Origin of the sequence: Paraburkholderia acidipaludis NBRC 101816 (assembly GCF_000684975.1) — a bacterium.
Taxonomy (GTDB): Bacteria; Pseudomonadota; Gammaproteobacteria; order Burkholderiales; family Burkholderiaceae; genus Paraburkholderia; species Paraburkholderia acidipaludis.
Map to the genome: position 1 here is coordinate 217,186 of NZ_BAXZ01000002.1, position 26,541 is coordinate 243,726.

The window sequence follows — 26,541 nt, forward strand, 5'->3', positions numbered from 1 at the left end:
AAGGCGTTTACGCGCCTACCGCCGGAGCGAGATCGACGAGCCGGTTGCTCATCACGTAGAACGTGAGCTCGGCGTTGTTGGTGAGGTTCATTTTTTCGAGCAGGCGCGTGCGGTACACGCTCACCGTCTTCACCGAAAGCGAGAGTGTGCGCGCGATGTCGGTGAGCCGCTTGCCCGAGGCGAGCATGCACAGCGTCTGGTACTCGCGGTCGGAGAGCTTTTCGTGCGGCATCTGCTCGCCGTCCACTAGCACGTAGTCGGCCAGCGCCTCGGCCATCGCCGGGCTCACGTACTTGCGGCCGCTCGCCACCTGCTGGATCGCGGCGATCATCTGCGCCGCGTCCACCGTTTTCGAGAGATAGCCCGAGGCGCCGGCCTTCAGCGCGCGCACGGCGTACTGGTCCTCGCGGTACATCGAGAACATCAGCACCGGCACGCGCGGCGCCTTGCGCTTCGCGCGCTTGAGCACCTCGACGCCGTTCATGTCGGGCAGCGAGATATCGAGCAGCACCACGTCGCAGGCGTGCTTCGCGATGGCGGCGAGCGCTTCGGCGCCGGTTTGCGCCTCGATCACTTCGCTGGCGACGCCTCGGTCGACCAGCAACTGGCGTACGCCCTGGCGCACGACGGCGTGGTCGTCGACCAGCAGAATGCGATGGGTCATGAGAGAGCGCCTTTCACGAGGGTAGGAGCGAAATCGGGGGCGGGAGCGGCAAGGAGCGCGTCCCAGGCGAATCGTGCGCGCACCACGGTGCCGGGCTGGCCGTTGCCGGGGTTGCGGGCGCTCGTGCGCAGCGTTCCGCCGAAGGCGGCGCAGCGCTCGCGCATGCCGGCGATGCCGTACTGGCTGCGGCGGCTGCCGGCACGCCGCAGGCCGGTCGCGCTGCGCGGCAGACCGATACCGTCGTCGCTGATGGTGAGTGTCAGGTCGCGCGAGCTGCAGTCGATGCGCACGTCGGCGTGGGTCGCGCGCGCATGCCGCGCGACGTTGGCGAGCGCTTCCTGGGCCACGCGGAACACGGCGAGCGCCGCTTCGGCCCGCAGGCGCGCAAGCCGCACGTCGGCCGCGCAGACGAAGCTCGTGGCGAGGCCCGTGCGCTTGCCGAAGCCGCGCGTCCACTCGGCGAGCGTCGGCACGAGGCCGGCGTCGAGCTGCGGCGCGGCGAGCCCGTCGAGCGCGTGACGCAGCGCCTCGCCGGCGGCTTCGAGCGAGCGCGCGACGAGCGCGAGGGCTTCGGCGCACTGCGGCGGCGCATCGGCAGGCAGCCAGGTCTGGACGTTCGCGAGCGCGAAATGGGTGGCGGCGAGTTCTGCGCCGACGCTGTCGTGCAGCTCGCGGGCGAGACGGCCGCGGGCCGCCTCGTCGGCTTCGATGCGGATCGTGCGGGCCGCCGCAAGGTGTTCCTGTCGGCCGACGATCTCGCTCAGGCCGGCGAGCACCGCATCGGCCTGGTGTCGCATAGGGAGTGCGTGCGGGAGCGACGGGCCGCCGGGCGACGAATCGCCGCCCGACGCCACCGCGTCAGGCGCACGCGCGATCCCTGCCGCGAAATTCGACGTGTCCATTCATCCCCCGTTCTGGAACCGGTTTGCCGCGCCATGCGTGCCCGGGAATCTGGGTCCCGGTGCGACGGATAACGGCACGGCGCAGCGTAACGAAATTTACATCCAGTAACAACCTGGCTGTGTCCCTGATCGGGACGTGCAAGCGGCCAGCGTTGCGCCGCGATGATATCTTAAAAAAAGAAAAAATTCAGGCTGGACAAGGCTTAGCGGAAAAAGTTAAGAGCCAGCTTGAAGTGGCGCATGGGCCGCGCACGGGCCGTATTTGTCAGAAAAATGCTGACAGAGAAGCTACCCGATTTCTGTGAAATATGTAACCGCCGGCGGGCCGCGTCGTGCCGGCGCGTCGCAGTAGATACGGGCGAAAAAAAACCGGAGCGCGAGGCTCCGGCTTTCGTGACATTCGGTGAGGTCCGGGTCGAGCCCGGAGAGGCTGGCGGATCAGCCGACGAAGGCCTTTTCCACGACGTAGTGGCCCGGCTTGTTGTTGCTGCCTTCCGTGAGGCCGGCCTTTTCGAGCAGCTCGACGGTGTCGCGCAGCATGTGCGTGCTGCCGCACAGCATGATGCGGTCGCGCTCGGGCGTGAACGCCGGCAGGTCGAGGTCTTCGAACAGCTTGCCCGTTTCGATCAGCTCGGTGATGCGGCCGCGGTTCTCGAAGGTCTCGCGCGTGACGGTCGGGAAGTAGACCAGCTTTTCGCGCACGATCTCGCCCAGGTACTCGTGCTCGCGCAGCTCTTCGGTGATGTACTCCTTATAGGCGAGTTCATCGACGAAACGGCAGGTATGCGTGAGGACGATCTTGTCGTAGCGGTCGTAGATGTCCGGATCCTTGATGATCGACATGAACGGCGCCAGACCCGTGCCGGTCGAGAGCAGCCACAGCACCTTGCCGGGCAGCAGGTTGTCGGCCACGAGCGTGCCGACGGGCTTCTTGCCGATCAGCACCTTGTCGCCCACCTTCAAATGCTGCAGGCGCGACGTGAGCGGGCCGTCGGGCACCTTGATGCTCAGGAATTCGAGGTGTTCTTCGTAGTTGGCGCTGGCGAGCGAGTAGGCGCGCATCAGCGGCTTGCCGTCCACTTCGAGGCCCACCATCGTGAACTGGCCATTGTCGAAGCGCAGGGCCGGATCGCGCGTGCAGGTGAAGCTGAAAAGCGTGTCGGTCCAGTGATGGACGCTCAAAACGGTTTCTTCGGTGTTTTTGCTCATGGTTCCTGATGGTGCGAAACAAAGGCCGCCAGACCAAAACGAGGCGCAGTCCGCCATTTTACCGCGACCGCGCCGCGAGGGCGGGGGGCGCCAATGGGAGGAGTGGCTCGCGCCTCGCGCTGCGGCGGCGAAGCCGCGCTGCGGGACGCCGGCGCCCGCACGGCGCGCGTGACGGGCAAGGCTGGCAATTGGCCGTGATGGCGGCGCATGGGCCGGTGGTACCAGGCCTTAAGCCCGCGAGAGCGGGCAGTGCGCCGCTTGCGACGCTGGCCCGGTCGACGGTGATTCAATCGGGCGCGCGCATACGAATATTCTGCAAGATGATACCGGAAGCCCTGTCGGACCGCAGCATAGACCCTGGTGGCGGGGCAGTTACGGAGCTTGCCGGCGCGCTCAGCGGTCGGTGGCCAGCTTCAGGCCGAGGCCGACCAGCGCCACGCCGCAGAAGGCATCGACCGGGCGCCGCACGCGGCGGTAGCCGCGCTGGGTGCGGTCGTCGGCGAACAGGAACGCGATGCTGCAGTGCCAGCCGAACGACATCGCCGCCACCGTCCCGAGCACGGCGCCGTAGAACCACAGCGGCGCATGCGCGGGCAGCATCGCCGCGAACACGCTGGTCCAGAAGACGCAGCCCTTCGGATTGGTGAGGCAGGTGAAAAGGCCCGCGCGCCAGGTGCGGAAATACTCGTGGCGCCCGGCCGGCGGCAGCGGCTCCACGGCCGCCGGCGCCGCGGCAACCGGGTCGCGGCGCGCGCCGGAGCGCACGAGCTTGATGCCGAACCAGACGAGGTAGAGCGCACCGGCAATGCGCACGCCGGTGTAGACCCAGTCGATGCGCTGGAGCACGGTGGCGAAGCCGAGCATGGCGAGCGCCGCCCACGCGGTGGACCCGACGCCCACGCCGAAGGCCGAGGTCACGCCCAGCGCGCGCCGTCCCGCGAGCGAAAGCTGGGTGACCATGAAGAAGTTCGGGCCGGGGCTCACGAGCGCGAGTGAATAGACAGCGGCGATCTGAAGCAGCGCGGTGAAGAAATGCATGAGGAGACCTGAGCGACTCGAAGAAGCGTAACGGCATGTGCGGCGCGGCATGCGCGGCACGCGACCCGCCATCTTAACGCGTTAGCGCGCGCCAATTCGAGACTCTCCGTGCGGGAGCCCGGCGGCTTATTCGAGCCGCAGCCGGGCCATGTAGGGCAGGTGATCGGAGAGCCAGGCGGTCTCTTGCGCGGGCTCGATCAGCTCGACCGGTTGCAGGCCGCGCACGAACATCTTGTCGAGCGCGAGCGCGGGCGAGAACGCCGGAAACGTGCGCGCGGGCTCGCCCAGCAGCGTCGCCACCTCCTGCATGCCGTGCTCGGCGAAGAGCGGCACGGAATCGTTGCGCCAGTCGTTGAAGTCGCCCGCGAGCACGAGGGGCCCCTGCGGCGCTTCCCTCGCGATCCAGTGGGCGATCCAGTTCATCTGGCGCAGCCGCGCGCTGCGCGTGAGCGCGAGGTGCGCGCACAGCAGCGTGACGGAGGTTCCGGCCACGCTCGCGCGCGCCACCAGCAAGCCGCGGCGCTCGAACCGGTGCGCCGAAATGTCCCAGCGCCCGCCCAGGTCGAGCGGGTGCGGCGAGAGGATCGCATTGCCATGCCGCCACGAGGGCTTGAACACATTGGTGCCGAGCGCGATCTGCAGTTCGAGCGAGTCGGCGATCTCGGTGGCCTGGCAATGCCAGACGTCTTCGAGCGGATCGCCGAGCGGCGCGCCGAACGTGGATGCCAGCACGGGCTGCGGCAGGCGCCGCGCCATGGCTTCCTGCAGAAAGTAGGCGTCGGCATGGGTGGACTGCACCCAGCGGCGCATGGCCTGCCAGGCCTGGAAGCCCAGCGGCGAGCGGCCCTTGTGCAGGTTCCAGCTCACGGCGACGAAGTCCTTGCGGTGGGCGGTGTCGATGAGCGGTTCTTCGGGGTTTCGCATCAGCGGTCGTTCGCGGTTATTTGCGGTGGTTCGTCGTGTTCGTTGGTCGCGCCTCGTCGCCGCGCTTGTTCGTCATGCTCGCTCGTCATGTTGGCCGCCGCGCCGCTCACGGCTGCGGCGCGAGGCTCGCGCTGACCCGGTACGCAAGCGACGGATCCTTGTCGACGATCTGCCAGCTCACCGTCTGGCCCGCCGGAACGTCCAGCCCCGGGTGGCTGGCGTTGATCTGGCGCGGCTGCGGCGGCAGCTTGCAGCCTTCGGCCGTTTGGGGCCGGTCGTCGGATTCGAGGGTTTCCTCGGCGTCGATGGACAGGATCGCGTCGCTCGCATTCGCCCGCAACGGCGAGACGGTCACGGTGCGCTCGAGGTCGATGCTGCCGGCCGGCTGGTCTTTGCAGCCGATGTCGTGCGTGACCGCGTGATGGTGCGTATCGGTGTGCGCCTGGCCTACGGCGGTCGTGCCGTCGAATTCGTCGATCTGCTGGCCGTCGCGTATCACCTGCAGCGTCCACTTGACGGACTGCTCTCCGGTGTCCTGCGCCTGCGCGCCCACAGCGGCCGTGCCGACGAAAGCGGCCAGCAGCATGGCGGCGATGCGGCGGTTCCACAACATCATATCGGTGACTCCCTACACGTTCGCCGCCTCGGAGCGACGGTCAGACTGGATCAGTCTGACCACCGATCCTATACCGGGTTCGCAAAAAGCGAACCCTTACAGTTCATGGAAGCGGGGGCGGCCGGCGCTTGCGCAAATTAAGGGTCAGCCGGTGCCGCGCTTGTGCGGCGCCGCGCGTTCGCCGCATGTCCCATCTTTGCTGCGTCGCCACAGGGCGTACAATTTCCCCGAAGCGACGGCGTGCCTCGCACGCCATCAACCATACCGAGAGGATTGCGGCGCGGGCCGAGTCCCGGCTGGCGCCGCAGAGGCAGACGCTCAGACATGGATCAGATCGACTGTGTAGTCATCGGCGCGGGCGTAGTCGGGCTCGCGATTGCGCGTGCGCTGGCGGCGCGCGGACGCGAGGTCATCGTGCTCGAAGCGGCCGACGCCATCGGCACCAGCACGAGTTCGCGCAACAGCGAAGTCATCCACGCGGGGCTCTACTACCCGCGCGGCTCGCTCAAGGCCACGCTCTGCGTGCGCGGGCGCGAGATGCTCTACGACTACTGCGCCTCGCGCAACGTCACGCATGCGCGCTGCGGCAAGCTGCTGGTCGCCACGGCGGCCAACCAGATCCCGCAGCTCGAGGCGATTCTCGCGCGCGGCAAGGAAAACGGCGTGTTCGACCTCACGCGCATCAGCGGTTCCGAGGCGCTGGCGCTCGAACCGGCGCTCGAATGCGTGGCGGCCGTGTACTCGCCGCAGACCGGCATCGTGGACAGCCATCAGCTGATGCTCGCGCTGCAGGGCGACGCCGAGCGTGACGGCGCGGTCGTTGCGCTGAAGTCGCCCGTCGAGGCGATCGATGCGACGGCGAACGGCTTCGTGGTGAAGGTGGGCGGCGAGGCGCCCACGATCCTGCGCGCGGCCTGCGTCGTCAACAGCGCGGGGCTCGCGGCCAACAAGCTTGCGCGGCGCATCCGCGGGCTCGACGCGCGGCACATCCCGCCGCTTTATCTCGCGCGCGGCAATTATTTCAGCGTGTCGGGGCGCGTGCCGTTCTCGCGGCTCATCTATCCGATGCCGAACGAAGCCGGGCTCGGCGTGCATCTGACGCTCGATCTGGGCGGCCAGGCGCGCTTCGGCCCGGACGTCGAATGGATCGACTCGATCGACTACGACGTCGATCCGCATCGCGCCGATGCGTTCTACTCGCAGATCCGCAGCTACTGGCCGGCCCTGCCCGACGACGCGCTGCAGCCGGCCTATGCGGGCATCCGGCCCAAGCTCTCCGGCCCCGGCGAGCCCGCCGCCGATTTCATGATTCAGGGCGCCGCCGCTCATGGCGTGCGCGGTCTCGTCAACCTGTTCGGCATCGAGTCGCCGGGGCTGACGGCGTCGCTCGCCATTGCCCAGCGCGTGTGCGAACTGGCGGGTGCGGCCTGAGCGGAGTGATTCTTATCCCCGATTGATGCGGCTCTCTTATCTCCGGAATTGCAACGAAATTCTGCGGTGCTTCGTTGCTATGCTTGCGCGACGCTGTCGTCAGAACGGCGTTTAGCCCTACATACTGGAGTGGAGTGAGTCTTATGAAATCGTCCCGCCGCAGCTTTCTGATCACGAGCATGGGTGTTGCCGCCACCGTCGCGATGTCCCGCCAGGCGTTCGCCGATGCCCCGAAGGCCAGCGAATCCGATCCCACCGCCCAGGCGCTCGGCTACAAGGCCGACGCCAGCAAGGTCGACAAGGCGAAGTTCGCGAAATACGCCGCCGGTCAGGACTGCAGCAACTGCACGTTCTACCAGGGCAAGGCGGCCGATGCGTGGGCTCCGTGCCCGATGTTCGGCGGCAAGCAGGTGGCGGGCAAGGGCTGGTGCAGCGCCTATAACAAGAAGGCGTGATCGTTTCCCGATGCCGCGCCTCGTTAGCTGGCGCGCGGCACTGAACCCACGGCACGCTAGTGCTAGCTGCGCGCCTGCAGGAGCGGCGGGCGCCGCCCAAACCACGGGCGCGCCGCTTCGAGCTGCGCCGCGAGGCGCACGAGCAGCGCATCATTGCCCTCGCGCGCCGCGAACTGCACGCCAATCGGCAAGCCGCGCGCGCTCCACGAGAGCGGCACCGTCATCGCGGGCTGGCCCGTCATGTTGAAGAGTTCGGTGCCGCCGGCCCACGCGAACGCCTTGTTCGACGCCTCCGTCAGCAGTTTTCTCATCAACGCTTCCATCGGCATGGCCGTGACCGCGCGCATCTGCAGGCGCTCGGCTTGCGACGGCTTCAGTTCGCCGATCTTCACCGGCGCGGCGGCGAGCGTCGCGCAGAGGATCACGTCGTAGCGCGTCATCAGGTCGGCGAGCTGCGCCGTGATGCGCTGCTGCACGTCGAGCGCGCCCGGCAGCTCGCGCTCGCCCAGCTTGCTGCCGATGTGGGCCATCGCCCACGTCGCGATCTCGAAGTCCTGGCGGCGCGGCCGCGTGCCTGTGATCTGGTCGGCCTTGAGAACCATCTGCTCCGCCACGACCGACCACAGCATCAGAAACGCTTCGCGCGCAGCGGCAAAGTCGACCGGCAGCGCGACCGATTCCACGCGATGTCCGAGCGAGGCGACGAGCGCCGCGGCGTCGTCCACGGCGGCGCGCACTTCGGGCGAGAGCTCGAAGGCGAACATCGGATCGGTGATGAGCGCAACGTTCAGCGGCTTGGCGAAGCCGTGCTGCTCGCGGGCGGCCGCGAGGAACGTGCCCGGCGCGCCGGGGGCGAGCTCGGGGTCGCCCGCGAGCAGGTCGAGCATCAGCGCGCTGTCCCGCACGCTGCGCGAAACCGCCAGATCGACGCCGAGCGCACCGGGCGCCGGCGCCGCGTTCGTGGGCACCTGGCGCGAGCGCGACGGCTTCAGTCCGAAGAGGCCGCAGCACGAAGCCGGGATGCGGATCGAGCCGCCGCCGTCCGAAGCATGCGCGAGCGGCACGACGCCGGCGGCCACCGCCGCTGCCGCGCCGCCGCTCGATCCGCCCGGCGTGTGGTCGAGATTCCACGGGTTGCGGCACGGACCGAACAGCTCCGGTTCGGTGTAGGGCATCTGGCCCAGCTCCGAAGCGCTCGTTTTGCCGAAGATGTTGAGACCCGCCGCGCGAATGCGCGTGACGACCGGGCTGTCCTCGGCGGGCACGTAGTGCCGGTAGTGGCGGCTGCCGTAGGTCAAGCGCAGCCCGGCCACGGTCGCGCCGAGGTCCTTCACGAGAAACGGCACGCCTGCGAGCGGCCCGTCGGCGAGCGTGTCGGCGCCGTTGCCGTTCGCCTCGATGGCGCGCGTGCGCAGGCGCGCGGCCTCGTAGTCCTTGAGCACGATCGCGTTGATCGCGGGGTTGGCGGCTTCCGCGCGCGCGATGGCCGTATCGAGCAGTTCGCGTGCGCTCACTTCCTTGCGCTTCACGAGCTCGGCGAGGCCGATGGCGTCGTATTCCAGATAGTCGGACTGCAAGGCTGGGCCTCCTGCTTTCGAAAAGACGGGACGCGGCGGCGGGCGACGGCGCCGGGCAGCGATGCCTGCGCGTGACGCCGGCGGTGCACCGCGATAGCGGGCAGTGCCGCCGGCTGATGCCCGGAGACTAAGCTTACAGACGCTCGGCGAGGAACGTCAGCGTGCGGCCATGGGCAAGCCCGGAGGCATGCTGGTTGTACGACGCGCGCACCGAGCAGTTGAAGCCGTGGTCGGCGTTCGGGTACAGATGGAATTCGGCGTTGTCGCGGCCTGCGAAGCGCTCCTTCACCTGGCCCACGGCGTCGAGCGGAATGCCGTGATCGTTTTCGGCGTAGTGGAACTGGATCGGCACCTTCACCTTGTCGGCGAGGTCGAGCGCGTTCTGGATGCCGCCGCCGTAATAGGCGACCGCCGCATCCACCGAGCCTTCGGCCGCCGCGAGATAGGCGATGCGCCCGCCGAAGCAATAACCGATGGCCGCCACCTTGCCCGTGCACTCGGGCAGCGCGCGCAGCGCCGCGGCCGTCGCGGCGATGTCCTGCACGGCGAGCTTCACGTCGGTCTTCTGCAGCAGCTCGATGCCCCTGTCCCGGTCCGCGCCGACGTAGTCGAGCTCGACGCGCGGTTGCATGCGCCAGAAGATATCCGGCGCGATGGCGACGTAGCCGTCGAGCGCATACTGCTCGACCACGTCGCGGATATGGCCGTTGACGCCAAAGATTTCCTGGATGATGACGATGCCGGGGCCCTTGCCGCCCTTCGGCAGCGCCAGATAGCCGCCGAAGCTGTCGTTGCCGGCGGGAATGTCGATCCAACGAGTCGAAACGCTCACGTTACTCTCCTTCTGATCCTGGGTCGGTCGCGTTGCCGCGAAATTCGGGGGGCCAGTTTGCCACACCCTTACCTGAGCCTGCAGCGCGCCTCGTTCCTGCGCCGGACTCTCATTCTCAATATGTTCGCATACGTTTAATCGAATGCTTAATTGAACTGACTACCTCCGTGCGTGGTTTGCGCGTGCACGGCGAGCGCAAACGCTGGCGCTTTCGAACGCCCTTCGGGGGCTTCGCTATTACTCTCGAAAATAGCCGCCCAAGGCTTCCGAAGGGATTTCATGAGCATTGCAAATCGCTTCTCTCAACCTTGCGGTGTAAGGCTCGGGCTCGATTATTCAGGGGCTCGAAGCTCCCCTGTGGAAAGCCTATTGGTACTCGCACCAATATCTGAAAAAAGTCCCCGAATTTAATTTGATCGCCTACACTTGCGCGCAAGTATGACCACACGGTTCGCCATGAGCGGGCCCGACGGCATGCTGGCCAGGTGCATTCAAGGATGCATCCTGCGTGGTCGTCCGCTCAGGGGAGCGACACGTTCGGGGCGCGGGAGCACCAGGGCGATTACGTTGCTTTTGGGTTCGAAACTGGAGACTTACATGAATATCAAGCTTCAAAAGCTGTTGCCGATCAGCGCTGCCGTCATGATGTTCGGAGCGTTTGCCACGGCAACGTTCGCAGACGAAACGGTCAAGATCGGTCACGTCGCGCCGCTGACGGGGGGCATTGCCCACCTCGGCAAGGATAACGAGAACGGCGCACGTCTCGCCGTCGAGGAAATCAACGCGAAGGGTCTCATGATCGGCGGCCAGAAGGTCACGCTCGTGCTCGACGCGCAGGACGACGCGGCCGACCCGCGTACCGCCACCCAGGTTGCGCAGAAGCTCGTCGACGACAAGGTCGTTGCCGTCGTGGGCCACCTGAACTCCGGTACGTCGATCCCGGCCTCGAAGATCTATAGCGACGCGGGCATCGTGCAGATCTCGCCGTCGGCCACGAACCCGGCCTACACGCAGCAAGGCTTCAAGACGACCTACCGCGTCGTGGCGACCGACGCCCAGCAGGGCCCGGCGCTCGCGAACTACGCGGCCAAGACGCTGAAGCTCAAGAGCGTCGCGATCGTCGACGACTCGACGGCCTACGGCCAGGGTCTCGCGAACGAGTTCGAGAAGACCGCGAAGTCGCTGGGCATGAGCGTTCTCTCGCATGACGCGACCAACGACAAGGCCGTGGACTTCCGCGCCATTCTCACGAAGATCAAGGGTGAGAACCCCGACGCGATCATGTACGGCGGTATGGACGCCACCGGCGGCCCGTTCGCGAAGCAGGCGAAGCAGCTCGGCCTGCGCGCGAAGATTCTCGCGGGTGACGGCGTCTGTACCGACAAGCTGTCCGACCTCGCCGGCGACGCGACCGACAACGTCGTGTGCTCGGAAGCGGGCATGGCGCTCGAAAAGATGCCGCAAGGCAAGGAGTTCGAGGCCAAGTACGAGAAGCGTTTCGGCCAGCCGATCCAGATCTACGCGCCGTTCACGTATGACGCCGTGTACATCATCGTCGACGCCATGAAGCGCGCGAACTCGACCGATCCGGCGAAGATCCTCGCTGCCATGCCGACCACCGACTACAAGGGCGTGATTGGCGAGACGACCTTCGATTCGAAGGGCGACCTCCAGCACGGTGTGATCTCGCTGTACGATTACAAGGGCGGCAAGAAGACGCTGCTCGACGTCGTCAAGATGTAATCCTCGCGCTGCGCCGCGGCGCAGGCGTAATCAAAAAGGCACGTGGACCTTCGGGGCCACGTGCCTTTTGTTTTGCGGGCGAGGCGACAGCAGGAAAGGTAATCAGATCCCGAGCCGTTCGAGCACGCGCGGCGCCGCGAAGGCGACCAGCGCCGCGCACAGCGCGACAACGGCAAGACCCACGGTGAGATTCGTCACCTGCGTAATGCCGCCGATCACCACCGGCCCGAACAGCAGCCCGAAGTAGGCGATGCCCGCGACGTGCGCGAGTCCTTCGGCCGCATGAATGCCCTTCACGCGCGCGGCGGCGGCGAACAGCACGGGCATCATGTTCGCGAGGCCGAGGCCCATCAGCGTGAAGCCGATCAGGGCCGTGACCGTGAACGGCAGCACGAGCGCGCCGATCATCCCGGCGCAGGCGAGCGACGCGCTCGCCATCACGAGCTGCGGCGCGCCGAAGCGCGCGCGCACGGCGTCGCCGGCGAAGCGCGCCGCGGCCATGCCGCCCGAGAATGCCGCATAGGCCGCGCTCGCGAGCGCGGGCGTGGCGACCACGACGTCGCGCATGTACACGGTGGCCCAGTCGTACATCGCGCCTTCGGCGATCAGCGCGATCAGGGCGATGCCGCCCAGCGCCCACAGCGCGGGCGTGCGCCAGCGGTTGCCGGTTTTGGCGTGTTCGCCGTGGGTGGGGTGCGGCACGTGCGGCAGCACGGCCGGGCACGAGACGAGCAGCACGAGCGCCGCGAGGGCGGAGGCGAGGACGAGATGCAGCGCCGGCGCCATGCCGCGCGCGAGCAGCGCCCCGCCGATCGCCGCGCCCGACATGCCGCCGAGGCTGAACATGCCGTGCAGCGACGACATGATCGGCCGGCCGAGCGACTCCTCGACGGCGCTGGCCTCCGCGTTCATGGCGACGTCGAGCGTGGCCATGCCCACGCCGAACAGGGCCAGCACCGCGAGCAGCGTCCAGAACCACGGCACGACGAGGATCAGGGCGCCGCAGACCGACATGGTGAGGCCGCCGGCGAGGCAGGCGCGGCGGGTGCCGACGCGCGCGATCCAGCCGCCGATCGTCGTCATCGCGGCGATCGAACCGCCTGCGACGGCAAAGAGCGCGCAGGAGAGCAGGGCCGGGCTCAGGTGAAAGCGGTCGCGCACCGTGGGAACATGCACGCCCCACGAGGCGTACATCATGCCCGCGACGAAGAAAAGCGCCATGGTGGCGATGCGTGCGCGCTGGCGCGTCGCTACGGGCAGGGCGCGATGCGTGGCGGCGGGCGAGTGCGCCGGCATGGGCGCGCCGAGGGCGGGATCGGTAGTGCGGTCGGACACGGCGGTTCCGGAAGGAAAAGAGGCGCGGTAAAAGCGCCGTAAAGAAGACGCTAAACGGAAGCTGCCTGAAAGCAAACAATGATTCTAGCGAACACAAGGGCGTCTTGCCGAACCCTGATCTGCGCACTGCTCTAATATCTGTACGCGTCCCGCATTTCCGCGCTTTTTTTTCGTGTCTTCTCGTTCTCGACAAGATGCCGCGGGCGCGCAGCGATCACGCGAACGAAGCCGCCTTGCCCGAGGACACCCCTTGAAGATCCCCGCCCACGCCCCGCTTCATCTGCTGCACCAGGTGTCCACCGGCACGCTCGCTACCCACGCTCGCGAGCCGCATGGCTTTCCGTATCCGAGCATCGTGCCGTTCGCGCCCGACGCGTTCCATCGGCCGGTGATCCTGGTCAGCCGGCTGGCCGAGCACACGCGCAACCTGCTGGGCGATGCGCGCGCGGGCTTCCTCGTTGCGCACGCACCGGACGGCGACGTGCTGAACGGGCCGCGCGCCACGCTGCTGGGCCAGTACGCCCCGGTGGACCCGGATCAGGAAGAAGCGGTCGCGCGCCGCTATCTGCGCTACCACCCGGACGCGGAGCGTTACCTCGCGCTCGGCGACTTCACCTTCTGGGTGCTGCACATCGAGCGGTTGCGCTATATCGGCGGCTTTGGCGCGATGGGCTGGCTCGACGGCGCGGATCTCGACGAACTCGACTCCCTCTCGCCCGCGGACGAGGCAGCGCTGATCGAAGCGTTCGAACGGCATCCGGCGCGGCGCGCGGGGCTCGAGCTGGCGGGCGTGGATCGCTATGGCGCCGATCTTGGCGTGGATGGCGTGCGCACGCGCTTCGTCTTTGACGAACCTCAACCTGATTTGCAAACCTTGCATGCGGTGCTAGCCGACTGTGCCGAGCGGCATTCCGTCTGATTTTTTTAAGATAACGGAAAACTGCCTTTATGGATGCGGGGCAACGCTTCGACGCCGTCCAGTTATATCGCATGAGAGCGCGCGATATAAGCCCGGAACTCTCATCCGATGAAATGTTCGAATGTTTTCATACCATTTAATTCTCACCAGTTGATCGTTGCGGGGCGGAATTAATCTGGCGAATGGGTTATTTAGTAAAAATACTGATTTGCACCAGATGAAAGCCTTCCAGGGGGTAGCGACGATGGAAAGATACTGAAACAGCTTTTTATTATTTTTATTGCCGCGCGCTTTTGCCGGGATTGGATTCTGTGTTAATCTCGCCTCCACTTTCCGGGGCAAACATCTGTCAATCGGCATACCGGCGCGAGACTGGTAGCCATTATTTGTCTAAACCACAAGGATACCCATGTCTTCCTACAAGGAACTACTCGCCCAGCGCGAAAAGCTGGAGAAGCAGATTGAAGAGGCGAAGGCACGTGAATATGCCGAGGTCCTCGAAGAAATCAAGCAAAAAATGGCCGATTACGGAATTACCCTGGCCGAACTCGGCGGCGGCCGTGCGAGCGGCAAGAGCGCCAAGGCAGCGCGTTCGCGTGCAAGCGTCGCGCCTAAATATCGGGATCCGGATAGCGGCAGCACGTGGTCGGGTCGCGGCAAGCCGCCGCGCTGGATTGCCGGCAAGGATCGCGAAAAATTTCTGATCCAGAAGTAAAACACTGCTTACCGGCACGCTGTATAGCGACTTATACAGCGTGCTGGGCAATCGTTTTAGCCGCTACGCTTGGTTGCCGCCTGGTTGCCACGCTTGGCACCAGTTAACCCCCGGGCTTGACAATCGGCTTTAACGTTGCGCTTTACAACCGGATTCCGGGTTGGCTTCATAACCCGCTCCATAGCTCCATAGCCTGCTTGCCGGTCGCATAGTCGCCCGGTCACATTGCCCTATTGGTCTATTGCTCTATTGGCAGACATATTGGGGCCGTGCAAGAACGGGCGAACCGCTGCCCCGTTGGGTATTCCGCTGAAGCAGCGGCACGTTGCGGTTTCCCCGATCCGCCATTTCTCAAAAAAGAGAGCCGCGCTGTCGTTCCGACACGCGGCTTTTTGCTATCCCGATTCCGCGTGCAGGGCATGCTTGAATGCGAATACGTCGTGTTCTTGTAGGCATATGATTTAAAAGAGGTTTTTGGGGTTGTCACGAAAAAGACGGCTGGGCGCGATTACAATCGCAGATGCGGCCAATCCTGATTCACCCATTACATCAAACCATGTCTTCCACCACCGGTACGCTCTCATCGGAAAAACACGAGGTCGCGCGCAAAACCACGCTCGTGAGCGTCGCCGTCAACTCGGTGCTCGTGGTTCTGCAGATCGCGATTGGCGTGATTGCGCATTCGCAAGCCCTCGTTGCCGACGGCGTTCATTCGCTGGCCGATCTCGTCTCCGATTTCGTCGTCCTGCTGGCCAACCGGCATAGCGGCGCCAAGCCGGACGCCGATCACAACTACGGCCACAGCCGCTACGAGACGGTCGCGTCGCTCTTTCTCGGCGCGCTGCTGATCGCGGTCGGCATCGGCATGCTGTGGCGCGCGGGAACGCGCATCGCCGATCTCAGTGCGATCCCCGCCATTCACGTGAGCGCGCTTGGCGTGGCGCTGCTCGTGCTCGTCTCCAAGGAAGGGCTCTTCCGCTACATGCTGCGCGAGGCGCAGCGCGTGCGCTCGCAGATGCTTATCGCCAACGCGTGGCACGCACGCTCGGACGCGGCATCGTCGCTCGTGGTGGCGATCGGCATCATCGGCAGCATGGCCGGCTGGCGGCTGCTCGATCCGATCGCCGCGGCCATCGTGGGCTTCATGGTGGCGCGCATGGGCTGGGTGTTCGGCTGGGATGCGCTGCAGGACCTCTCCGACCGCGCGCTCGACGAAGCCGCGACCGCCGACCTGCGTGCGCTCCTGCTCTCCACGCCGGGCGTGCGCGACGTGCACGAAATGCGCACCCGCAAGACCGGCGACCTCGCGCTGGTGGATGCGCACATCCTCGTCGAGCCCTTCATTTCGGTCTCCGAGGGGCACTACATCGCGGAGTCGGCGCGTGCGCGCGTTCTCACCGATGCCCGCGTGCTCGACGCGCTGATCCACGTCGATCCCGAAGACGACATGCACGTGCGGTCGGTGGCGAGCCTGCCGCCGCGCGAAGCCCTGGCGGACACGCTGCGCGAGGCGTTCGCCGGGCACGGCGAGCATGTGGAGGCCGTGACGCTGCACTACCTCAGCACGGGGCTGGCGGTGCAGGTCGCGCTCGCGGTCGACGACGACATCGCGCGGCTCGCGGAAATGGATCTGGAGGCGATCAAGCGGCGCATCGGCGCGAGCCGGCTCGACGTGGTGCATGTGGTGAGCGCGGACGCCATTGCCGCAGCACGCGGCGAGCCCGTCGCCACGCCGCGGACCGCGGAATGAAGGCGGCGCAGCGGCCGCCGCGCGGCATCAGAGCGGCAACTGCGTATCGAACTTGATTTCGCGAAGCACGACGCTCGTGCGCACCTGCGCCACCGCCGGAATGCGGAAGATGCGCTCGTGCAGGAAGTTATCGTAGGCCTTGATGTCCGGCGCCACGATCTTGAGGATGTAGTCCGACTCGCCGGTCGTGCTGTAGCACTCGGTGACTTCGGGACAGGTGGCGATTTCGCGTTCGAACTGCTCGACGCCGCCTTCGGTGTGACGCGTGAGATGGATATGCGCGAGCGCGCAAACATGCAAACCGAGCTTTTCCCGATCGAGCAGCGCCGTATAGCGCTGGATCACGCCCGATTGCTCCATGTCCTTGATGCGGCGCCAGCAAGGCGTGCTGGACAGGCCCACCTGGTCCGAGATTTCCTGCACCGACCGGCGCGCGTCCAGCTGTAGCAGGCGCAGGATCTTCTGAGAGAACGTATCGAGTGTCAACTGCGCCTCCGTTTTTTGCGTCTTGCTATTCCTGAATGTTAGAGGGCAGGAAAACGAAACGCAATGCGAAGTACGCCTGGTGAGGAAGATCGTCTGATTTGTTCTCTAACTGGCGGCATTTTGCCCTGACACGTCCCCATCAAGCGCGCTCGCGGCCTGCTGCGCGCGCAAGTCGGCAAGCATGTTGCAGAAGAGGGCGCCTTGCTCGATGGCGTCGTCGAGCGCGACGTGCGTGTGCGGATAGTCGTCGAACCAGTGCTTCGGGAAGCGCGGCTTGATGCACTTGCGGTACGGCAGGCCCGTCATCGCAAACGCCAGCGTCTTGATGTCGAGCGCCGACCACGAGAACGGGCAGCGTCCCGCGAACCGCATCATGTACCAGAACATGAAGGTGAAATCGAAGCCGGCGGGCATCGCGACGAACACCGGCTTGCCGGGCAGCGCCTCGACCCAGTCGACGTAGGCGGCGAGCGCCTCGGCCGGATCCTGCAGATCCTTGCGGCAGGCGGCCCACGCTTCGGGCTGCGTTTCCCACCAGGCGGCCTGCACGGGATGCGGCGCGGCGCCTTCGAGCGTCATCAGATTCGCCGAGAAAGTGGCGACGAGGCGCTTGTCGGCGGTATAGGCCGCCGATGCAAAACTGAGCATCGAATGCGGGCCCGGAATCGGCCCGTCGGCCTCGACGTCCGTGCTGACGTAGATTTCCTCAATGGCAGGGGTATTCATCATCCGGGAATGCTGTCTGCTACATAGGGATTGGAGCGGCGCTCTTCGCCGAACGTCGACGCGGGGCCGTGACCCGGCACGAACGTGACATCGTCGCCGAGCGGCCAGAGCTTTTCGCGGATCGAGCGGATGAGGTCCGCGTGATTGCCGCGCGGAAAATCGGTACGGCCGATCGAACCTGCGAACAGCACGTCGCCGACAATCGCCACGCGATGCGGCCGGCTGAAGAACACCACGTGCCCCGGCGTATGGCCGGGGCAGTGATAGACCTCCAGCTCCTCGTTGCCGAAGCGCACCGTCTCGCCGTTATTGAGCCAGCGGTCGGGCTCGAAGGCCTCCGCGTGACCGAAGCCGAAGCGCACGCTCTGCTGCGGGAGCATGTCGATCCAGAAGCGCTCGTCCTCGTGCGGCCCCTCGATCGGCACGCCGAACTTCGCGGCCAGCGCCTTCGCGCCCGCGCAGTGATCCACGTGACCGTGCGTGAGCAGCACCTTTTCGAGCTGCACGCCCAGGCGGCCGATCTCGGCCTCGATGCGCTCGAGATCGCCGCCCGGATCGACGACGGCGGCGCGCTGCGTCGCCTCGTCGACAAGAAGCGAACAGTTTTGCTGGAACGGGGTGACGGGTATCAGCGTGATCTTCATGCGCCTGGACGGATGACGGAGAACGGATGGCCTGGCAGGCAGGCCGCGATCGGAGACCCGATTGTACCGGCGCGCGGCGAGGGCCGCCGACGGCTGCCGGAACGCGGTTTGCGATCCGGCGGCAGGCCTTGTCTGACAAGGCTTTGAGCGCCGGATTTGTTACACCGGCGTATAAAGTTCATAAAAATTCGGGGGTTACGTGCGTGCCAGGAATTACTTTTGGGTATAATGCGGCCCAACGCGCACGTTTTACGTGCTTTCACCAGGCGCTGCGGCCCGCTTGAAAAAAGGGTCTCGATGCAGCGCCGTCAAGCAGTGCCGTCGTCTGACGACCGCCCCTTTTGCGGACTGAAGCGACGGCAAATCAGGTGCCGACCCGTTCGGTGCCGCACGTCTTGCCCAGCCAGGCGCCACGCGCCTGCAACGGCCTTGCTGCCGTGACGCTGGGTGGGGCCTACGCCGCCGTTCCTGTGCGCCGTGTGTGACCGGCTCACCTGAACGTGTAGTCCATGTTCGATGGCGGCATGTGGGGTCTGGTCAGGCTGCCGGGGACAGGTTGCGCCAGACGTGAAAGATAACTAGCGGTTAGTGACCCATGAGGGGTCGCATCCGGGTACCGGCTCGAGCTCGTTTTTTCGCGAGAGGGGCTTGCTCGTACCCGCAGCCGCCGAAGCTTACAGTTGCGCGCAATGACGACGCTGGAGCTTCGACATGTGACGACTAGCTTATGAAACTCAGACTGACTCGACGAAGACTCGGGAGTCTTGCAGCCGTATCCGTGCTGGCCGGTTGCGCCATGCCGCCCGGCGCGCAGAACCAGGCAGACGGGTCCGCGCTCAGCACCAAGGACGCGCACATGGCCTTCGCCGCGCCTCAGGGCTACGGTTCGGCCCTGGCCGCGCTGCCCGCGTCGAGCGCCGCCAACGACAAGACGCTCGCCGACGCCGATCCGATCGGCGACGGCCCGGACGTTTCCTGGTTCCACCAGATCGGCCGCGCCTCGTGGTACGGCCGCGCCTTCCACGGCCGCCGCACCGCGAGCGGCGAGCGCTTCGACATGCAATCGCTGACCGCTGCGCACCGCACGCTGCCGCTCGGCTCCTACGTGCGCGTGAGCGTGCCCGAGACGCACAAGTCGGTCATCGTGAAGATCAACGACCGCGGACCGTACGCACGTGGCCGCGTGATCGACCTCTCGTATGCGGCTGCGAAGATGCTTGGCGTGCAGCACGCCGGCACGGCGCGCGTGACCATCGAAGGACTCCCGCGCGAGGAAGCGAAGGCCGAGCAGGCCGAACAGCTTGCCGCGATTTCGAACGGCGACCGCTGATCCTGGCGTTGCGTCGCCGCCGAAACCTGAAGGGCCGCTTGATGCGGCCCTTCTGCATTTCAGTCGCCCTCTTCTTCTTCTTCCTTCAGCTCGAGCGCCCGCGCATAGAGCGCATTGCGCGACGCGCCGGTGAGCGTGGCCGCGACCTTCGCCGCGCTCTTCACGGGCACCTCCTGCAGCAGCACGCGCAGCAGGGCGTCGTGGTCCTCGCCGGAAGACTCGCTCGCACCAGCGCCTTCCACGACGAGCACGAACTCGCCGCGCTGACGGTTCGCATCCTCGGCGAGCCACGCTGGCGCTTCGGCCAGGGTGCCGCGATAGAGCGACTCGTGTAGCTTCGTCAATTCGCGGGCGATCAGCACGCGCCGCGCGGGGCCGAACGCATCGGCAAGCGCCTGCACGGTTTCCACGATGCGATGCGGCGCCTCGTAGAACACCATTGCGTGCGCATGCGTGACGAGCGGCTGCAGCGCGGAAGCGCGCTGCTTCGCCTTCGGCGGCAGGAAGCCGAGGAACGTGAACGTCGAAACCCAGTCGCCGGCCGCGCTCAACGCGGTCGCGAGCGCGCTCGCACCGGGCAGCGGCACGACCTGGAAACCGGCCTCGCGCACGGCGTCGACGAGCTTCGCGCCGGGGTCGGAAATGCCGGGCGTGCCCGCATCCGAAACGCAGGCCACGCGTTCGCCCGCGCGCAGAAAGTCGATCACGCGCTCGGCCGCCTCGCGCTCGTTGTGCTCGTGCACGGCGATGAGCGGCTTCGACATGCCGTAGCGCGTGAGCAGTTGGCCCGTGTTGCGCGTGTCCTCGGCCGCGATGCGATCTGCGAGGCCGAGCACGTGCAGCGCGCGCAAGGTGATGTCGGCGAGATTGCCGATGGGCGTCGCCACGACGTACAGCGTGGCGGCCGGATAGTGCTGGGTCTGTGCGAGTTCGGAAAGGGACGAAGGAGACGTCATGACGCGGAACGCGCGAGCGAAAGAGAGGAGGCCGACATTGTGCCACGCGGGGGAACGGGCGTTGGCGGGGGAAGGGCAGAGGGGTTCTCCTTCTTCTTCTTCGTCTCGTCCTCGTGCCGCCAGTGCCGCGAATGTTCAGGACATCGACAACTTTTCCGCACGTCGCGAGTCCAACGCCGAATCGCGTGCGGCGGGCGCACGTTTCGAAGCGCGTGCGCTCGACTTCCTGCGCAGCCAGCGGCTCGCGCCCGTCGCGCGCAACGTGCATTGCCGCGGCGGCGAACTGGACCTCGTGATGCGCGATCGTGACGGCACGCTCGTCTTTGTCGAAGTGCGCGCACGCACGCGCAGCGACTATGGCGGCGCGGCGGCGAGCGTGGGATGGCACAAACAGCAGCGCGTACTGCGCGCCGCGCGTTACTTTCTCGCGACGCGCGTGGCCCGCGCGAATGCGCAAAAGCCTGCGTGCGCCACGCCGCCGTGCCGCTTCGACGTGATTGCATTCGAGCGTGGGCGACTGACGTGGATACGCGACGCCTTCCGCGCCGATGACAGTTGAATACGCGGAGAACGCGCGCGAGTGCGCTAAACTTGCGTGCATCCGCTGACAGAACAGCGTTTTCTCGCGATACCCGCAGTACAGATTAGAGAGTCGATGTCCGTCGAACGTATTCAACAACACTTCCGCGACAGCGCAGCGCTCAAGCTCGCGGCCATGGAAGCCCTCGCGGTGCCGATTGCGGCCACCGTCGACACGATGTTCGCCGCGCTGGCGAACGGCAACAAGATACTGGCGTGCGGCAACGGCGGATCCGCCGCCGACGCCCAGCACTTCGCGGCCGAACTGATCGGCCGCTTCGAACGTGAACGCCCAGGCCTGCCGGCCCTCGCGCTGACCACCGACGCCTCGGTGCTCACCGCCGTCGCCAACGACTACGCGTACGACCAGGTCTTCGCGAAGCAGGTGCGCGCGCTGGGCCAGCCCGGCGACGTGCTGCTCGCGATCACGACCTCGGGCAACTCGGCGAACGTGCTCGCGGCGATCGAAGAAGCGCACGAACGCGAAATGATCGTGATCGCGCTGACGGGCAACGGCGGCGGCAAGGTGAACGAAACGCTGGCCGATACCGATATCCATTTGTGCGTGCCGTCCGAGCGGACCGCGCGCATCCAGGAAGTGCACCTGCTTACGATTCACTGCCTGTGCGACGGCATCGACGCGATGCTGCTGGGCGATGACTGACACCGAAGGACGAAGGAGAGTGACGTTGAAGAGCAGATACGGCATCAGTAGCGCCCTGGCCCGAACGACCATGACGATCGGATTGGCGGCTGCACTCTCGGCGAGCCTGCAAGGCTGCTTCCTCGCGATTGCGGGTGCGGCGGGCGGCACGGCGCTCGTGGCGACCGACCGCCGCACGGTGGGCTCGCAGACCGAGGACCGCGAGATCCAGGTGAAGGCGCTCTCGGATATCTCGAACAAGCTGCCGCAGTCCTCGCATATCAACGTGGCCGTGTTCAACCAGCGCGTGCTGCTGACGGGCGAAGTGCCGGACGACGCTTCGAAGCAGCGGGCCGGGGATATCGCGCGGGGGATTACGAATGTCGATTCCGTGGTGAACGAACTGGCGGTGCAGCCGGCGAGCTCGTTCTCCTCGCGGGCTAACGACTCGTATCTGGAAGGGCGCGTGAAGGCCGAACTGATCTCGTACAAGGACATTTCCGCGAATGACTTCAAGGTGGTGAGCGAGCGCGGCACCGTTTATCTGATGGGGCTCGTGACGCGGCAGGAAGGAAGTACTGCCGCCGATGCGACCAGCAAGGTCATGGGTGTGCAGCAGGTGGTGAAGGTTTATCAGTACATCCAGCCGGGGCAGCAGGGTTCGGGGGCTTCGGCCGTGGCGGCGGTGAGTGCCCCGCCGCCGGCTGCGAATCCCGCGGAGGCCCCGATGGTGGGGGCCGTGCCCGATGCTTCGGTGAGCTCGCGGCCTATCGATCAGCAAGCGCCGGCTCCGGTTACCAGCTCGTCGCCTGCTGAGCCGGGCAACGGGAAGGCCTTGTGATGAGGTTTTGGGGTGGTCGGCCGGGGTTGTGGGTTGCGGGGTTGGCGCTTGCTGGCGTGATTGCGGTGGCGCCGGTGCAGGCGTCGGCGACTCCGGATGGGCTGGCTGTGGCTCGCAACAACGCCTGTATGGGTTGCCATGCCGTGGATCGCAAGCTGGTTGGGCCGTCGTTTCAGCAGATCGCTGCGCGCTATAAGGGCGATCCTGCGGCTCAGGGCAAGCTGGAGAAGAAGGTGCGGGACGGTGGCTCCGGCGTTTGGGGGGCGATTCCTATGCCTTCTCATCCGGGGATGAGTGCTGCCGATATTCGTACTGTCGTGGGCTGGGTGCTGGCTGGGGCGCCTTCTTCCAATTGATATTGAGGGCGGGCAAGTTTTGTGCTTGCCAACGACGATTTTGGCTGTGCTAGAATCGTTGCTTCGTTGGGGCGGTAGCTCAGCTGGGAGAGCGTCGCGTTCGCAATGCGAAGGTCGGGAGTTCGATCCTCCTCCGCTCCACCAATAAAATCAAAGGGTTACAGGTTATTTTCCTGTAACCCTTTTCTGTTTCCGCGGTCCGTGTAACCGCTGTGTAATCGAATTTGGTCCGCTCGGATCCACGTCGATCCATCATCACTGGCGTTCTGCTTTCGTGGGAATGCTCATAGCGGCGACGGCGACCTTCTTGAGTTCCTCTGCACATCCGCTTCGACCAATAGCGCCAGCAACCCAATCGATTCCTGCCACCCCAAATAACACCCCTCAACCGGAATAACCCCCGGAATCCCTTCCTGCAGGACACTCATCTCAGTCCCGCAAAAAACCTCACGCAACCCAACCGTCGTTTCCATCTGCTCCGCCAGATTCGGATCATCAAACCTCCCGCTATACCGAATCCGCTCATTCGGCACCAACTCGAGATATTCGCCACCAAACGAATGCACTGCCCCGGTAGTGAAATTCCGAAACGACATCCGATACCCGCCTCCAACCCGCGCGTCGAGTTGCTGCACAGCCCCACAAACCCATTAGGCGGCAGCCACTTAACCAGCGCCTCAGGATCGAGAAACGCGCGATAAACCCGCTCCGGCGCAGCCCGAAGCACGCGATGTAACCGAACGCCATTCCCAGCCATGCCCATCCCCTCAGAAAGTGCCCAAACTCCGGCGATCTAGACAGACATGTTAGGCGACGGACGCCCACCCCGACGGCAACCTGCCGCCCACGCCGCCATCGCCTAAACTTCCCAGATGAAAAGGCCCGGCCCAAAACCCGCCGCCGGGCCCATACCGCCGCCGCCCATCCCGCGGCAAACGGAGGCCGTCATGACCGGTCCGCAAGCGCCAACCCAAAAGTTCGACTACGAAGGCTTCGAGATCCACGTTGCGCCGGCCCCGGCGGACGATGGCAGCAACCGCTACACATACACGGCCTACGTTTGTCACCCCGGCGCAGACACGGCCGTGCCGGGCCACGCGGTGTCGTTCCACGCAGATTTCGGCGACGCGTTTCGCAGTGAGCAGGACGCGGTGGAGGAAGCCGTCCACGTTGGCCACAGCATCGTGGACGGCACGCATCCCGATCTCTCGGTGCTCTCGCTGGTGACGCACGGCTTCTGAGCAGGCCGACAGCGCCGGCTTACCGTGCAGTAGAAGGAAAAGGAAAAAGGCCCGGACGAATCGAGGCGATCCGTCCGGGCAAGCCGCCGGGAATCCGGCGGCGGAGGTGTCCCTGTGCGTGCCGGGCATATAGTCCCCGCACAAATGACAACGGGTCCGCTCTCGATATCGAACTGGAGAGCGGACCCGTTCCGACAATCTTCGCGCGAGTAGCCATTGCCGACGCACAATGCATCGGCGTCAAACGTCAATGCTTGCCAGTTCGCGGCGAGCCGTGCGTCGAGGCGCCATACGCCGCGTTTTGCTGCGCAACCCGAAACGCCGCGAAAACTTTATTGCGCCGCAGACCCAAGAAAAATAGCGCAACGCAGCAAACATCGTTACGCAATCGGACATAATTTCAGGCGGATCGGGCGTCCAGGCAATGCCGATGTTCTCGGAATCCACGCTGCCGGCTCGCCCGCCGCGCCGTAGGGCAAAATAGTGCGCATGGGCTGCGCGTAACGCTCGCGGCCTGCTTGAAACACGATCATTCGAGGAGCTTTCCCATGAAGAACAGTCTCAGCCGTCAGGCGCTGATCGCCGCCGCGCTGGCGGGGCTTGCGACTGCGGGCGTCGCGCACGCGGACGACAAGGTGAACTGCTACGGCGTGGCGAAGGCCGGCCAGAACGACTGCGCGAGCAAGACGGGCGTGCACGACTGCGCGGGCCAGGCGAAGGTCGATAACGACAAGGGCGATTTCAAGGCTATGCCGAAGGGCACCTGCGAGAAGCTCGGCGGTACGCCGGAGAAATGAACGCCGGCAGCGGCGGCGCGCAGTGCGTCGCGAGTGGCGCCGCGCGTGCACCTGCAGGCGTCGGCATCGGGCTGCGTCATGCGCACTACGGTGAGTTCCTCGCCGCCACGCCCGCAGTGGACTGGGTCGAGGTACACAGCGAGAACTACTTCGGCGAGGGCGGCTACGATCTGTACGTGCTGGAGACGGTGCGCCGCGATCTGCCGGTGAGTCTGCACGGTGTGGGCCTCGGGCTCGGTTCGGCCGCGCCGCTCGATACGGCGCATCTCGCGCGGTTCAAGCGTCTTTGCGAGAGCATCGAGCCGGCCGTCGTCTCCGAGCATCTGTGCTGGGGCGCGACGCGCGATGGTGCATTGCACGATCTGCTGCCTATGCCGTTGAGCGAGGCGTCGCTCGACCATCTCTGTGCGCGGGTCGCGCAGATGCAGGACGTATTGCGTCGTCCGGTACTGGTCGAAAATGTTTCGGCATACGTAAGGTTCCGGGAGGACTCGCTCGGTGAGACCGAATTTCTCGCCGGGCTTGCGCGACGCACGGGCTGCGGTGTGCTGCTCGACGTGAACAATCTCTACGTCAACCAGTGCAATCACGGCGAGGACGCGCTCGCTGCCATGCGCGCGTTGCCGCCGGCGGTCGTGGGCGAGATCCACCTCGCCGGGCATCGCGTGACTTCGGCCGCCGTCGTCGACGATCATGGCTCGCGCGTCGCGCCTGCCGTATGGTCGCTGTACGAGGCCGCGCTGCAGCGTTTCGGCGCGGTCCCCACGTTGATCGAATGGGACACGGAGATCCCGTCGCTCGGCGTGCTGTTCGACGAAGCGCATCAAGCGCGCGAGCGCGTCGCGACGCTGGCAGGCGGCGGCGAGCACGCGGAGGCCAGGTGATGCCGCAGCCGCAAACGCCGGAATGGCTGGAATGGCTGGAATCGCTGCAGAAGGCCTTCGCCGCCGCGCTCGACGATCCGGCCGCCGACGCGGCGCTTGCCCCGCATCTCCAGTTCTCCTCAAATTCGGGCGATGCAGGGGAACAGCCTCTGTGCGCACGCATCGGTCTGTATCGCGGCAACATGCGTGCGGCGCGGCATCGCGCGCTGGCGAATGCCTATCCCGTGCTGGCGGCGCTGGGCGGCGACGCCTGGTTCGAGGCGCTTGCATTAGCCTATGCGCGGGCGCATCCCGCGCATGATGCCGATCTCAACCGTTTCGGCGCAGCACTGCCGGCGTTCCTCGAACACTACGAGACCGATCCGCGCTACACCTACTTCGGCGACATCGCGCGCCTGGAATGGGCATTGCACGCCGCAACGTTCGCGGCGAACACGACATCGCTCACCGTGCAGCAATGGCACGCGCTTGGCGCGGACCAACTGGCGTCGGTGCGTCTTGACGTGCACCCGGCGTGCTCGGTGTTGGCCTCGCCGTATGCCGTCGATGCGATCTGGCGCGCGCATCAGCCGAATGGCGGCGGCGCGTGGCCCGAGCGAGTCGATACGCCGTCGTGGTCGCTAGTCGCGCGGCCGCAATGGCGCCCGATATTGCTGACGCACACCGAAGCGGCACATCTGGCATTTGTCGCGATGCAGCGCGGCGCAACGCTCGATGAGGCGCTGGACGCGGCCTTCGCCGTGGATAGCGGTTTCGATTTCGCGGGCCAGTGGCGTGTCTGGATCGAGTCCGGCGCCATCGTGGGGCTGCGTGATCGGGCGCCGCGTTGACTCACCGTCACCGTCGCGGACAGCGGCCAAAAAAAAACCGCTCAAGCCGGTAGGCATGAGCGGAAAGTCGGAGAGTTTACAGCTTCTGCATGAACTGTCATGGGGTCACGCAGCGATA

The 26,541-nt window shown here is 65.8% G+C and carries 29 protein-coding genes, 1 tRNA gene and 1 pseudogene; 16 read left to right on the plus strand and 15 right to left on the minus strand.

The window, feature by feature from the left end; genetic code table 11:
* Nucleotides 1-7 precede the first annotated feature (7 nt).
* The 6 genes from rqpR to BAC01S_RS02090 all read right to left on the minus strand — a co-directional run bounded on the left by rqpR (nt 8) and on the right by BAC01S_RS02090 (nt 5,347).
* Nucleotides 8-664, minus strand: coding sequence for a response regulator transcription factor RqpR (gene rqpR / locus BAC01S_RS02060; RefSeq protein ID WP_027793268.1), 657 nt, complete (start codon nt 662-664; stop codon nt 8-10).
* Nucleotides 661-1,566, minus strand: coding sequence for a sensor histidine kinase (locus BAC01S_RS30050; protein WP_043200824.1), 906 nt, complete (start codon nt 1,564-1,566; stop codon nt 661-663). The genes rqpR and BAC01S_RS30050 overlap by 4 nt, the downstream gene beginning before the upstream one ends.
* Nucleotides 1,567-2,004: 438 nt before the next feature.
* The gene (locus BAC01S_RS02070) at nt 2,005-2,775 is read right to left on the minus strand and encodes a ferredoxin--NADP reductase (RefSeq protein ID WP_027793269.1); all 771 of its coding nucleotides are present in this window, start codon (nt 2,773-2,775) and stop codon (nt 2,005-2,007) included.
* A 393-nt stretch (nt 2,776-3,168) separates the two neighbouring features.
* A complete protein-coding gene (locus BAC01S_RS02080) occupies nt 3,169-3,813 on the minus strand; it encodes a LysE family translocator (protein WP_027793270.1) in 645 nt (214 codons plus the stop codon).
* A 126-nt stretch (nt 3,814-3,939) separates the two neighbouring features.
* A complete protein-coding gene (locus BAC01S_RS02085) occupies nt 3,940-4,737 on the minus strand; it encodes an endonuclease/exonuclease/phosphatase family protein (protein ID WP_027793271.1) in 798 nt (265 codons plus the stop codon).
* Between the two features lie 106 nt (nt 4,738-4,843).
* Nucleotides 4,844-5,347 (minus strand): hypothetical protein, encoded by a 504-nt coding sequence (locus BAC01S_RS02090; RefSeq protein WP_027793272.1) that lies wholly within the window; start codon nt 5,345-5,347, stop codon nt 4,844-4,846.
* Between the two features lie 330 nt (nt 5,348-5,677).
* On the opposite strand from BAC01S_RS02090, the gene BAC01S_RS02095 reads away from it, so the two are divergent.
* Together BAC01S_RS02095 and BAC01S_RS02100 are read left to right on the plus strand one after the other, a co-directional pair.
* Nucleotides 5,678-6,784 carry an NAD(P)/FAD-dependent oxidoreductase gene (locus tag BAC01S_RS02095; RefSeq protein ID WP_027793273.1) on the plus strand — a complete coding sequence of 369 codons (1,107 nt, stop codon included), beginning with the start codon at nt 5,678-5,680 and terminating at the stop codon, nt 6,782-6,784.
* 143 nt (nt 6,785-6,927) lie between these two features.
* On the plus strand, nt 6,928-7,239 hold the full coding sequence (locus BAC01S_RS02100; RefSeq protein ID WP_027793274.1) for a high-potential iron-sulfur protein: 312 nt from the start codon (nt 6,928-6,930) through the stop codon (nt 7,237-7,239).
* Nucleotides 7,240-7,301: 62 nt separating this feature from the next.
* On the opposite strand, the gene BAC01S_RS02105 is transcribed toward BAC01S_RS02100, so the two are convergent.
* Nucleotides 7,302-8,816 carry an amidase gene (locus BAC01S_RS02105; RefSeq protein ID WP_027793275.1) on the minus strand — a complete coding sequence of 505 codons (1,515 nt, stop codon included), beginning with the start codon at nt 8,814-8,816 and terminating at the stop codon, nt 7,302-7,304.
* Nucleotides 8,817-8,949: 133 nt separating this feature from the next.
* A complete protein-coding gene (locus BAC01S_RS02110; RefSeq protein WP_027793276.1) occupies nt 8,950-9,648 on the minus strand; it encodes a dienelactone hydrolase family protein in 699 nt (232 codons plus the stop codon).
* A gap of 597 nt (nt 9,649-10,245) precedes the next feature.
* Here BAC01S_RS02110 and BAC01S_RS02115 point away from each other — a divergent pair.
* Entirely contained in the window at nt 10,246-11,391 is a 1,146-nt protein-coding gene (locus BAC01S_RS02115) for a branched-chain amino acid ABC transporter substrate-binding protein (RefSeq protein ID WP_027793277.1), read from the plus strand.
* A 102-nt stretch (nt 11,392-11,493) separates the two neighbouring features.
* On the opposite strand, the gene BAC01S_RS02120 is transcribed toward BAC01S_RS02115, so the two are convergent.
* Nucleotides 11,494-12,687, minus strand: coding sequence for an MFS transporter (locus BAC01S_RS02120; protein WP_043200960.1), 1,194 nt, complete (start codon nt 12,685-12,687; stop codon nt 11,494-11,496).
* 289 nt (nt 12,688-12,976) lie between these two features.
* On the opposite strand from BAC01S_RS02120, the gene BAC01S_RS02125 reads away from it, so the two are divergent.
* From BAC01S_RS02125 to BAC01S_RS02135, 3 genes are all read left to right on the plus strand, one after another.
* Entirely contained in the window at nt 12,977-13,645 is a 669-nt protein-coding gene (locus BAC01S_RS02125) for a HugZ family pyridoxamine 5'-phosphate oxidase (protein WP_027793279.1), read from the plus strand.
* A gap of 409 nt (nt 13,646-14,054) precedes the next feature.
* Entirely contained in the window at nt 14,055-14,360 is a 306-nt protein-coding gene (locus tag BAC01S_RS02130) for an H-NS histone family protein (RefSeq protein ID WP_027793280.1), read from the plus strand.
* Between the two features lie 556 nt (nt 14,361-14,916).
* Nucleotides 14,917-16,110, plus strand: a complete 1,194-nt coding sequence (locus BAC01S_RS02135) for a cation diffusion facilitator family transporter (RefSeq protein ID WP_027793281.1) — start codon at nt 14,917-14,919, stop codon at nt 16,108-16,110.
* A gap of 27 nt (nt 16,111-16,137) precedes the next feature.
* Here the strand turns inward: BAC01S_RS02135 and BAC01S_RS02140 are convergent, their stop codons facing one another.
* From BAC01S_RS02140 to BAC01S_RS02150, 3 genes are all read right to left on the minus strand, one after another.
* Nucleotides 16,138-16,596 (minus strand): Lrp/AsnC family transcriptional regulator, encoded by a 459-nt coding sequence (locus BAC01S_RS02140; RefSeq protein ID WP_027793282.1) that lies wholly within the window; start codon nt 16,594-16,596, stop codon nt 16,138-16,140.
* 105 nt (nt 16,597-16,701) lie between these two features.
* Nucleotides 16,702-17,322, minus strand: coding sequence for a 3'-5' exonuclease family protein (locus BAC01S_RS02145; RefSeq protein WP_027793283.1), 621 nt, complete (start codon nt 17,320-17,322; stop codon nt 16,702-16,704).
* Nucleotides 17,322-17,966, minus strand: coding sequence for an MBL fold metallo-hydrolase (locus tag BAC01S_RS02150; protein WP_027793284.1), 645 nt, complete (start codon nt 17,964-17,966; stop codon nt 17,322-17,324). Before BAC01S_RS02150 ends, BAC01S_RS02145 begins: the two co-directional genes overlap by 1 nt.
* A 727-nt stretch (nt 17,967-18,693) precedes the next feature.
* Between BAC01S_RS02150 and BAC01S_RS02155 the strand changes: the two genes are divergently transcribed.
* Nucleotides 18,694-19,296: a septal ring lytic transglycosylase RlpA family protein gene (locus BAC01S_RS02155; RefSeq protein WP_027793285.1), complete on the plus strand. Its 603-nt coding sequence runs from the start codon at nt 18,694-18,696 to the stop codon at nt 19,294-19,296.
* A gap of 59 nt (nt 19,297-19,355) precedes the next feature.
* Here BAC01S_RS02155 and rsmI read toward each other — a convergent pair whose 3' ends face one another.
* The gene (rsmI, locus tag BAC01S_RS02160) at nt 19,356-20,252 is read right to left on the minus strand and encodes a 16S rRNA (cytidine(1402)-2'-O)-methyltransferase (protein ID WP_027793286.1); all 897 of its coding nucleotides are present in this window, start codon (nt 20,250-20,252) and stop codon (nt 19,356-19,358) included.
* On the opposite strand from rsmI, the gene BAC01S_RS02165 reads away from it, so the two are divergent.
* From BAC01S_RS02165 to BAC01S_RS02185, 5 genes are all read left to right on the plus strand, one after another.
* Entirely contained in the window at nt 20,251-20,811 is a 561-nt protein-coding gene (locus tag BAC01S_RS02165; protein WP_084168140.1) for a YraN family protein, read from the plus strand. The two genes, rsmI and BAC01S_RS02165, sit on opposite strands and share 2 nt — an antisense overlap.
* Nucleotides 20,812-20,907: 96 nt before the next feature.
* Nucleotides 20,908-21,495: a phosphoheptose isomerase gene (locus BAC01S_RS02170; protein ID WP_027793288.1), complete on the plus strand. Its 588-nt coding sequence runs from the start codon at nt 20,908-20,910 to the stop codon at nt 21,493-21,495.
* Between the two features lie 70 nt (nt 21,496-21,565).
* Complete coding sequence (locus BAC01S_RS02175) at nt 21,566-22,315, plus strand: BON domain-containing protein (protein ID WP_043200836.1); 750 nt, start codon at nt 21,566-21,568, stop codon at nt 22,313-22,315.
* Nucleotides 22,315-22,671 (plus strand): c-type cytochrome, encoded by a 357-nt coding sequence (locus tag BAC01S_RS02180; protein ID WP_043200839.1) that lies wholly within the window; start codon nt 22,315-22,317, stop codon nt 22,669-22,671. The genes BAC01S_RS02175 and BAC01S_RS02180 overlap by 1 nt, the downstream gene beginning before the upstream one ends.
* 68 nt (nt 22,672-22,739) lie before the next feature.
* Nucleotides 22,740-22,815, plus strand: a tRNA-Ala gene (locus BAC01S_RS02185).
* Between the two features lie 140 nt (nt 22,816-22,955).
* Here BAC01S_RS02185 and BAC01S_RS30055 read toward each other — a convergent pair.
* Nucleotides 22,956-23,428: pseudogene (locus BAC01S_RS30055) on the minus strand (SRPBCC family protein).
* Nucleotides 23,429-23,618: 190 nt separating this feature from the next.
* Between BAC01S_RS30055 and BAC01S_RS02195 the strand changes: the two are divergent.
* Complete coding sequence (locus tag BAC01S_RS02195; RefSeq protein WP_027793291.1) at nt 23,619-23,912, plus strand: hypothetical protein; 294 nt, start codon at nt 23,619-23,621, stop codon at nt 23,910-23,912.
* Nucleotides 23,913-24,152: 240 nt separating this feature from the next.
* On the opposite strand, the gene BAC01S_RS34330 is transcribed toward BAC01S_RS02195, so the two are convergent.
* Entirely contained in the window at nt 24,153-24,359 is a 207-nt protein-coding gene (locus BAC01S_RS34330; RefSeq protein ID WP_156954276.1) for a hypothetical protein, read from the minus strand.
* A 101-nt stretch (nt 24,360-24,460) separates the two neighbouring features.
* Here BAC01S_RS34330 and BAC01S_RS02200 point away from each other — a divergent pair, with 101 nt between their 5' ends.
* From BAC01S_RS02200 to BAC01S_RS30065, 3 genes are read left to right on the plus strand one after another with little or no spacing between them, the layout of a single operon-like run.
* The gene (locus BAC01S_RS02200) at nt 24,461-24,709 is read left to right on the plus strand and encodes a BufA1 family periplasmic bufferin-type metallophore (protein WP_027793292.1); all 249 of its coding nucleotides are present in this window, start codon (nt 24,461-24,463) and stop codon (nt 24,707-24,709) included.
* Nucleotides 24,706-25,593, plus strand: coding sequence for an MNIO family bufferin maturase (gene bufB / locus BAC01S_RS30060; protein WP_043200843.1), 888 nt, complete (start codon nt 24,706-24,708; stop codon nt 25,591-25,593). Before BAC01S_RS02200 ends, bufB begins: the two co-directional genes overlap by 4 nt.
* On the plus strand, nt 25,593-26,423 hold the full coding sequence (locus tag BAC01S_RS30065; protein WP_052408675.1) for an HvfC/BufC N-terminal domain-containing protein: 831 nt from the start codon (nt 25,593-25,595) through the stop codon (nt 26,421-26,423). Before bufB ends, BAC01S_RS30065 begins: the two co-directional genes overlap by 1 nt.
* The last annotated feature ends 118 nt before the right edge of the window (nt 26,424-26,541 follow it).

Bases quoted from the DNA above. Each gene is read 5' to 3' on its own strand.
- rqpR (WP_027793268.1), bottom strand. From the start codon at position 664: ATGACCCATCGCATTCTGCTGGTCGACGACCACGCCGTCGTGCGCCAG.
- BAC01S_RS30050 (WP_043200824.1), bottom strand. From the start codon at position 1,566: ATGGACACGTCGAATTTCGCGGCAGGGATCGCGCGTGCGCCTGACGCG.
- BAC01S_RS02070 (WP_027793269.1), bottom strand. From the start codon at position 2,775: ATGAGCAAAAACACCGAAGAAACCGTTTTGAGCGTCCATCACTGGACC.
- BAC01S_RS02080 (WP_027793270.1), bottom strand. From the start codon at position 3,813: ATGCATTTCTTCACCGCGCTGCTTCAGATCGCCGCTGTCTATTCACTC.
- BAC01S_RS02085 (WP_027793271.1), bottom strand. From the start codon at position 4,737: ATGCGAAACCCCGAAGAACCGCTCATCGACACCGCCCACCGCAAGGAC.
- BAC01S_RS02095 (WP_027793273.1), top strand. From the start codon at position 5,678: ATGGATCAGATCGACTGTGTAGTCATCGGCGCGGGCGTAGTCGGGCTC.
- BAC01S_RS02100 (WP_027793274.1), top strand. From the start codon at position 6,928: ATGAAATCGTCCCGCCGCAGCTTTCTGATCACGAGCATGGGTGTTGCC.
- BAC01S_RS02115 (WP_027793277.1), top strand. From the start codon at position 10,246: ATGAATATCAAGCTTCAAAAGCTGTTGCCGATCAGCGCTGCCGTCATG.
- BAC01S_RS02120 (WP_043200960.1), bottom strand. From the start codon at position 12,687: ATGCCGGCGCACTCGCCCGCCGCCACGCATCGCGCCCTGCCCGTAGCG.
- BAC01S_RS02130 (WP_027793280.1), top strand. From the start codon at position 14,055: ATGTCTTCCTACAAGGAACTACTCGCCCAGCGCGAAAAGCTGGAGAAG.
- BAC01S_RS02135 (WP_027793281.1), top strand. From the start codon at position 14,917: ATGTCTTCCACCACCGGTACGCTCTCATCGGAAAAACACGAGGTCGCG.
- BAC01S_RS02145 (WP_027793283.1), bottom strand. From the start codon at position 17,322: ATGAATACCCCTGCCATTGAGGAAATCTACGTCAGCACGGACGTCGAG.
- BAC01S_RS02150 (WP_027793284.1), bottom strand. From the start codon at position 17,966: ATGAAGATCACGCTGATACCCGTCACCCCGTTCCAGCAAAACTGTTCG.
- BAC01S_RS02155 (WP_027793285.1), top strand. From the start codon at position 18,694: ATGAAACTCAGACTGACTCGACGAAGACTCGGGAGTCTTGCAGCCGTA.
- BAC01S_RS02165 (WP_084168140.1), top strand. From the start codon at position 20,251: ATGACGCGGAACGCGCGAGCGAAAGAGAGGAGGCCGACATTGTGCCAC.
- rsmI (WP_027793286.1), bottom strand. From the start codon at position 20,252: ATGACGTCTCCTTCGTCCCTTTCCGAACTCGCACAGACCCAGCACTAT.
- BAC01S_RS02170 (WP_027793288.1), top strand. From the start codon at position 20,908: ATGTCCGTCGAACGTATTCAACAACACTTCCGCGACAGCGCAGCGCTC.
- BAC01S_RS02175 (WP_043200836.1), top strand. From the start codon at position 21,566: ATGACGATCGGATTGGCGGCTGCACTCTCGGCGAGCCTGCAAGGCTGC.
- BAC01S_RS02180 (WP_043200839.1), top strand. From the start codon at position 22,315: ATGAGGTTTTGGGGTGGTCGGCCGGGGTTGTGGGTTGCGGGGTTGGCG.
- BAC01S_RS02195 (WP_027793291.1), top strand. From the start codon at position 23,619: ATGACCGGTCCGCAAGCGCCAACCCAAAAGTTCGACTACGAAGGCTTC.
- BAC01S_RS02200 (WP_027793292.1), top strand. From the start codon at position 24,461: ATGAAGAACAGTCTCAGCCGTCAGGCGCTGATCGCCGCCGCGCTGGCG.
- bufB (WP_043200843.1), top strand. From the start codon at position 24,706: ATGAACGCCGGCAGCGGCGGCGCGCAGTGCGTCGCGAGTGGCGCCGCG.
- BAC01S_RS30065 (WP_052408675.1), top strand. From the start codon at position 25,593: ATGCCGCAGCCGCAAACGCCGGAATGGCTGGAATGGCTGGAATCGCTG.